At 32.9% G+C, this 7256-nt stretch carries 8 protein-coding genes; 3 read left to right on the top strand and 5 right to left on the bottom strand.

Translation table 11 applies throughout. The annotated features are described in order from the left end of the window. Positions 1-88: 88 nt before the first annotated feature. From ACI313_RS05565 to ACI313_RS05545, 5 genes are all read right to left on the bottom strand, one after another. The gene (locus ACI313_RS05565) at positions 89-622 is read right to left on the bottom strand and encodes a hypothetical protein (protein WP_320608200.1); all 534 of its coding nucleotides are present in this window, start codon (positions 620-622) and stop codon (positions 89-91) included. A gap of 85 nt (positions 623-707) precedes the next feature. Next, positions 708-2351: a hypothetical protein gene (locus tag ACI313_RS05560; RefSeq protein WP_439755505.1), complete on the bottom strand. Its 1644-nt coding sequence runs from the start codon at positions 2349-2351 to the stop codon at positions 708-710. Between the two features lie 18 nt (positions 2352-2369). Beyond that, entirely contained in the window at positions 2370-2792 is a 423-nt protein-coding gene (locus ACI313_RS05555) for a hypothetical protein (protein ID WP_320608198.1), read from the bottom strand. A gap of 1 nt (position 2793) precedes the next feature. After that, positions 2794-3447 carry a 2-C-methyl-D-erythritol 4-phosphate cytidylyltransferase gene (gene ispD / locus ACI313_RS05550; RefSeq protein WP_320608197.1) on the bottom strand — a complete coding sequence of 218 codons (654 nt, stop codon included), beginning with the start codon at positions 3445-3447 and terminating at the stop codon, positions 2794-2796. Positions 3448-3462: 15 nt separating this feature from the next. Further along, on the bottom strand, positions 3463-3711 hold the full coding sequence (locus ACI313_RS05545; protein WP_320608196.1) for a hypothetical protein: 249 nt from the start codon (positions 3709-3711) through the stop codon (positions 3463-3465). 91 nt (positions 3712-3802) lie between these two features. On the opposite strand from ACI313_RS05545, the gene ACI313_RS05540 reads away from it, so the two are divergent. From ACI313_RS05540 to ACI313_RS05530, 3 genes are all read left to right on the top strand, one after another. After that, complete coding sequence (locus ACI313_RS05540; RefSeq protein ID WP_320608195.1) at positions 3803-4399, top strand: LexA family protein; 597 nt, start codon at positions 3803-3805, stop codon at positions 4397-4399. Between the two features lie 137 nt (positions 4400-4536). After that, positions 4537-6711, top strand: coding sequence for an anaerobic ribonucleoside-triphosphate reductase (nrdD, locus tag ACI313_RS05535; protein ID WP_320608194.1), 2175 nt, complete (start codon positions 4537-4539; stop codon positions 6709-6711). 93 nt (positions 6712-6804) lie between these two features. Beyond that, positions 6805-7194 (top strand): hypothetical protein, encoded by a 390-nt coding sequence (locus ACI313_RS05530; protein WP_439755504.1) that lies wholly within the window; start codon positions 6805-6807, stop codon positions 7192-7194. Positions 7195-7256: the final 62 nt, after the last annotated feature.

Here is a 7256-nt window from a genome sequence, read left to right as displayed (position 1 = left end):
ATACCTGTGGTTGGTTTATCTCCAACTGAATTAATGCCATGCCCGGCACACAGAATAGAAGATTGTCATTAGACAATCTTCCTTTTTTTTAATTAATTTCTTGTTGTTTCACTACGCATGAACAATAAAATAAAGCTATTGTTAGTCGATAATCTTTTTCATTGTTTTGTTTATCAAGTTCACAAGGAGCATCGTGGAAAATGTGACGATAATATTGCCCGTTTTTATATTTATTTTGATAATCGATCATCGTCCATATTGTATATACGTTCTTAATCAGTCCATCATCTTCTAAAAATGGTACATTGGCTTTATTTTCAATGATGCTTTTCCCTGCACATTCCGCAAGATTCATCGCCTTAGTTGGATCTTCACTTGCCAATGGATCTATTTCAAGATGAATATAAATAATTTCGTTTGTCGTTGGGACCTTTAAACGAGCAATTACCAATGCTTCATAATTTTCATACCCCAAAGGAACATCCTCCATAATTCCTTCAATACAATCCATAATTTCTTCTACACTCTTGTCCTGAAATTCCTCAGTAGCGCTTTGCGCATAAATTGCGATCACTTTCTTACTTAAAACAACTTTTTTCGCGATTTCTCTAAAACTATACATTTTTTATGTACCTCCTTTATATATATTCGAAAAAAAATTGAATTTGTAAAAAAATATTTTAAAAATTTACACAAAAAAAGATGCATTAAGCATCTTCTTCATTTGGATTATTGATAGCACTCACAATTTGAATTCCATCCGATTCTAAATATTCTATTGTTAAGCTGTCCCCATTTTTTAGGAAAGCCAATTGTTCTTCGTATTTCGTTGTGAAATCCATGCGATATTTTTTACCATTTTCGTCTTCAAAATAATAAATTGTATTTCCATCCACAAATACTTTATTTAGATTGTTTACCTTGATTGTTTTTTCTTGATAAACATCTTGATCATTGCTTTCTTTTCCTTGTAAAGCAATCATTTGTTTCTTCAATACATTCAATCCTTGATCAACGGAAACTGTTGTGACTTTTTGATAATCTGTTGCATCAACCATCGCATACATCTTCAATACACTTTGACTTGAATTATCCGTATCTGAGCGAAGTGACATCAAATAAGTTGGATATCCATTTACATTGACAAGAACTGGGAACGTTGCTTCATATCCATAGTTTTGTACTTCGTCTTCAGCTGATTTCATTGCACTTGTTTCATTGGCACCTGGTGCATCAATACGCAATGCTTCATGTGTTCTTAAATTAACTAAGACAAATCCTAAGTTACTTGAATCTGAGTTCACACTTGTGATTCCTGTATATAACCAAATATCACCGTCTTTTTCAATATAGTTATACCCACTACTTGATTTAATAACTCCTTTTTGACCAATCATAGAGTTAATAAATCCTTTTTGAAGAGAACCATAATCATCAATTTCTTCAATAACCAACGACTCAGGGAAAATACGATCCGACCATGTAGGAACAGAATCTACGTCGTATTTTTTACTTTCTCCTGTAATTGGATCCATAAAAACAGCTCCTGTTACATATTTTTTATTACCAACTAATTTATAAGAATACGTTGTACATACATACCAAGGACGTCCTTCTTCATCTATTTCAAAAGAAGGAGAACCAAAAATTTCCGTTGGATATTGGAAACGCAAATGACGCATTAAATTCTTATTGAATAAACTAGATGGAACATATTTCATATTGTCATATCCTAAATCTGATAAACGAACCAACTTAGCCGTTCCATTTGTTGAATCAACCGTAATATAAGCAGGAATTCCATCTTTCTGGTTTGCCCACCATTTAAAGAAATCCGCATATTCCAATGGTGTTACACGATATACACTATCTTTATAAGAAATCTGTGTATATTCATCACTTACTTCAAATTGTGAAACCCAATCCGACATTTGTCCCATGACACGATCTCCTAACGCTTCGGTTGTATCTCGGTCAATGATTGCGGTTTTACTAAAATCTACTTCACTAATCGTTGAGAAATCGGCATCCTCAATATTAATTCTTTTAGCATATTCTGATGCATGGAAGAAACGAGCCGATGCGAATCCTAGTAGACTAGGTGCTAATACAATCACAACAATAAAACTAATTACACCTTTACCTGGTGCTCTTACTCCTTCTTTTTTACACATCGTTAAAATTAAAGCTAAAATGATTATTGCTGGTCCAAAGAATGACCAAAACGATAGCGCATGCCAATTCAATGGTGGCAGCGCAATGTAATACGCAACAGCCAATACAAGAACATACACAATCAAAGCTTTTGTTCGACTAATATGAATTGTGGGGTAATTAAAATTATTAAACATATACCATCATCCTTTTCTTTATATTCTTTTTAGAGGCGTTGAAGCAAATATTTCAACTGCCTGATAATACGAATCAATCGCAAAATTAGATTCAATCGCTACTTGTAGACAAAACATAACCAAACGCGTATCAAATGCTTGCATGTTTTCATCTAAATAAATAGCAGGATATTGCTTTAATTCTTCTTTTATGCGAATTAATTCTTGTTCCTTCATTTCTTTTTTTAATACAACTACATTTTCTTCTTTAACAGCCTTTAATCCATTCAACAAAGAGACATATGGTTTATCCGATAGTCTTACATACATGCGATTATTCTCAGGCATGAAGTTTTCTAATTCTTCCATAGATAGACACTGAATAATCTGCTGGCAATCGTTGTCTTGATCAAAATAGGCAATAGAAGCATTTTTTCCAAACACTAAAGCTGAATACTTCATTTTAATCTTCCTTTTTTAAATCCTTAGGGTGCGTAATCTTAATATTTGATTCATCTCCTAAAACCATTTTGACTCTTACATCACTATACCATTCCACTAATTGAGCATCATCCGTACCAATACGTCCTTCTAGTTTGGCTTTTTCTTGACACGAACGAAGAAGTTCTGTTTTAAAACACTGTGGTGTCTGGGCATTATAAACCATTGAACGTGTTAATGTTTCTTGTACATATCCATCTACAACAATCTTAGATGTATCCACACTTGGAACCATCAATAAACAAGCATCTTCTTTTTCTAATGTTTGTTTTAAAGAATTTAATTGTTCTTTTTTCAAATAAGGACGTGCCCCATCATGAATAAAAACATATGGACTCTTTACTTTCTGAACCCCATTGTACACACTATCTTGTCTTGTTGCTCCTCCCGTAACAACCTCAATTTTATTTTCTCCTTTATATAGATTTTGTACTTGTTCTACTTCATCCATAGCACATACAATGATAATTTGTTTACAATCATTATCTTCTTTAAACAAAGACAAACAACGATCTAAAACCGTTTCTTGATCTGTTATATGATAAAAGACTTTATTATAATTTAATTTTGAGCGGCTACCTGATCCTGCAGCCATAATACATACACTGTAATTCATAGTATGCATATTATATCAGATATCAGGACAAAAAACTTCTGTTTCTAAAAACCACCGATCTCTTTCCCAGTATAAATTCCGAATTTGATTTCCAAATTGGCATTGATAACATTTTCCACAGCCTCCTGCTTCTGAAAATTTATTACAAACCTGTAGGACTCGATCCACTTTATATAATTTTTCTTTCCATTTCACATACATAGGAACGAGATTTCCGTTTTGTTCAATCATCGTTACTACATCAATATAATATTTAAACAACATAGCATCACCGCTTTGATTATAATTTATAAGCAACTTTTACGCAACTTTATTTTGTAATTGCATAAAAGTCGCAATCTGATACAATAAAAATATGAATATACAAGAAATTATCAACGAGTACAAAAGACAAACTCACGTCACCAATGAATTCATTGCCAAAGAAATCGGTGTCACAAAATCGACGGTATCAAGATGGTGCAATGGCCAAATCAAAAAAATAAATCCCGATACCTTAAAAAAGTTATCTGATTTATTAGGTTTAGACTTCGAACAAATGACAAGCATCGCTCAATTCACATTTGAAAAACCCATTCTAGGAACGGTGAAAGCTGGATATGGCCTATTTGCCGAAGAAAACATCGAAGGATATTTAGCAGTAAGTGAATCTGAATACCAACAAGGAGATTATTTTTTACGAGTAGAAGGAAATTCGATGATTGATGCCAAAATTCATGATCAAGATTTACTTTATGTAAAAGCAGTAAACGATGTAAATACGAACACAATTGCCATTGTATTAATCGAAAGAGAAGAAGTTACTGTTAAACGAGTAATCAAAAAGAAAGAGGGCCTTATTTTAGAAGCTGCAAACCCTTACATTGAATCAAGGACGTTCACATGGCAAGAAGTTGAAGAACTTCCGGTACAAATCATTGGCAAAGTAATTTACGCAAGAAGAAATTTTTAAGGTAAGTCCTAGGACAGCACAATTTTTTCAGGTTGTCTAGATTGTGTTTATACTTTTTTTCAGATATACTCATAGTACACGAAATAGAAATAGTTGAAGTGTCAACTATTTAAAAATAAAGTAAGGAGTGCCAAAAAATGAAAGTCATTAAACGAAGCGGTGAAGAAGTCCTTTTCGATGTCAAAAAAATTGAAAATGCGATTCGCAAAGCAAACAAAGCAACAACACATTCACAAATGAGTGAAGCCCAAATTTTAAACATTGCCAATACGGTATTACACAAATGTGAAGCATTAAGAAGAAGTCCTAATGTAGAAGAAATCCAAGACATGGTTGAAACAGAAATCATGCGTGAAAAATATTTCTCAGTTGCCCACAACTACATTACTTATCGATATGAACGTGCTTTAGTTCGTAAAGCCAATTCAACCGATAAACAAATTTTAAGTTTATTGGAACGCAACAACGAAGAAGTAAAACAAGAAAACTCTAACAAGAATCCTTTAGTCAACAGCGTACAAAGAGACTATATGGCAGGTGAAGTTTCTAAAGACATTACACGTCGTTTCCTTCTTCCTCAAGAAATTATCGATGCCCATGAAAATGGTTTAATCCATTTCCATGATTCTGATTACTTTGCTCAACATATGCACAATTGTTGTTTAGTAAACCTAGAAGATATGCTTCAAAATGGAACCGTTATTTCGGAAACAATGATTGAAAAACCACATAGTTTTTCTACTGCATGTAACGTTGCCACACAAATCATTGCCCAAGTTGCCAGCAGTCAATATGGAGGACAAAGTGTTACACTTTCTCATTTAGCTCCATTCGTGCAAGTATCTCGTGAAAAAGCTCGTCGTGAAGTAAAAGAAGAATTTGAATCATTAAATATGCCTTATGACGAAGAAAAAATCAATGCCATGGCAGAAATGAGAGTTCACCGTGAAATTGAAAAAGGTGTGCAAATGATCCAATACCAAGTCATCACTTTAATGACAACAAATGGACAAGCACCTTTCGTAACAGTTTTCATGTATTTAGATGAAGTAGAAGAAGGTCAAACTCGTGATGACTTAGCTTTAATCATTGAAGAAATGTTAAAACAAAGAATCAAAGGTGTTAAAAACGAAAAAGGAGTATGGATTACGCCTGCCTTCCCTAAATTAATTTATGTATTAGAAGAAGACAACATTCATGAAGATTCAAAATATTGGTATTTAACAGAATTGGCTGCTAAGTGTACAGCTAAACGTATGGTTCCTGACTATATTTCTGAAAAGAAAATGAAAGAATTAAAAGTCGATCAAAATGGAGATGGTCATTGTTACCCTTGCATGGGATGCCGTTCTTTCTTAACACCATACATTGATGAAAACGGTAAACCTAAATACTATGGACGCTTTAACCAAGGTGTTGTCACAATTAACTTAGTTGACGTGGCTTGTTCTTCTAAAGGAGTTATGGAAGATTTCTGGAAAATCTTAGATGAACGCTTAGATTTATGTTACGAAGCCTTGATGATTCGTCACAAACGTTTATTAGGTACACCAAGCGATGTTGCTCCTATTCTATGGCAAAACGGAGCCTTAGCTCGTTTAAAGAAAGGGGAACCAATTGATAAACTATTATTCAATGGATATTCAACTATTTCATTAGGATATGCTGGATTATGTGAATGTGTTCGCTACATGACAGGTGTACCTCACACAGATCCTGTAGGATGTGAATTTGGTCTAAAAGTTATGCAGTATTTAAATGATGCTTGTGCTAAATGGAAAGAAAAAGAACACATTGATTTCAGCTTATATGGAACACCAATGGAATCTACAACTTATAAATTTGCGAAATGTCTACAAGATCGTTTTGGTATTATTCCAAATGTAACAGATAAAAACTACATCACAAATAGTTACCATGTTCACGTAACTGAAAACATTAATGCTTTCGACAAATTGACTTTTGAAGCTCAATTCCAAAAATTATCACCTGGAGGTGCCATCAGTTATGTTGAAGTTCCAAACATGGAAAACAACATCGATGCTGTATTGGCAATCATTCAACATATTTATGACAATATCATGTATGCGGAATTAAACACTAAGAGTGATTACTGTCAAGCTTGTGGATACACAGGAGAAATCCAAATTGTGGAAGATGAAAACCATAAATTAGTTTGGGAATGTCCTTGTTGCCATAACCGTGATCAAGAAAAAATGAATGTTGCGCGTCGTACTTGTGGATACATTGGAACACAATTTTGGAACCAAGGTCGTACTCAAGAAATCAAAGAGCGTGTACTTCATCTATAGAAGATAGGATTGCCTATCTTCTTTTTTCATGTCAATAAATACTTGTACAAAGAATCAATTCAATGAATAGGAAATTTATGATAGAATAATTTCATGGAAAAATATAAAAAAACACTCACAAAACTATCACAAATACTTGAATTCATTGTTGCGATTATTGTTTTTATTGCCATTATATTTGGTATTCTTCATTTATATAATCCTTTTGTAGAATATATCACTCATGGAAGCAATGATACCAAATACTTTATGGAATTTTTGACAAGTGTATTAAACATTGTCATTGGCATTGAATTCTTCCGTATGCTTTGTACAACCGAAATTGATAGCGTATTAGAAGTCGTTATGTTCTTATTGGCAAAACACTTAATTGTTTATGAATTAAATGCTTTTGATAGTTTATTAATGGTAATTGGAATCGTTGTTGTATTTATTGTTAAAAAGGTATACCAAGAAAAAGAAAGTAAGAAGCTAGAATCCTAGTTTCTTATTTCGTATTATAGAATTAGAAATTATTAATGTAATATAATCTAATTCTATTTTTA

The organism is Floccifex sp., assembly GCF_051873495.1.
Lineage (GTDB): Bacteria > Bacillota_I > Bacilli_A > Erysipelotrichales > Erysipelotrichaceae > Floccifex.
Note: the sequence above shows the minus strand (reverse complement) of the source record. Positions and strands in the feature narration are given on the sequence as shown.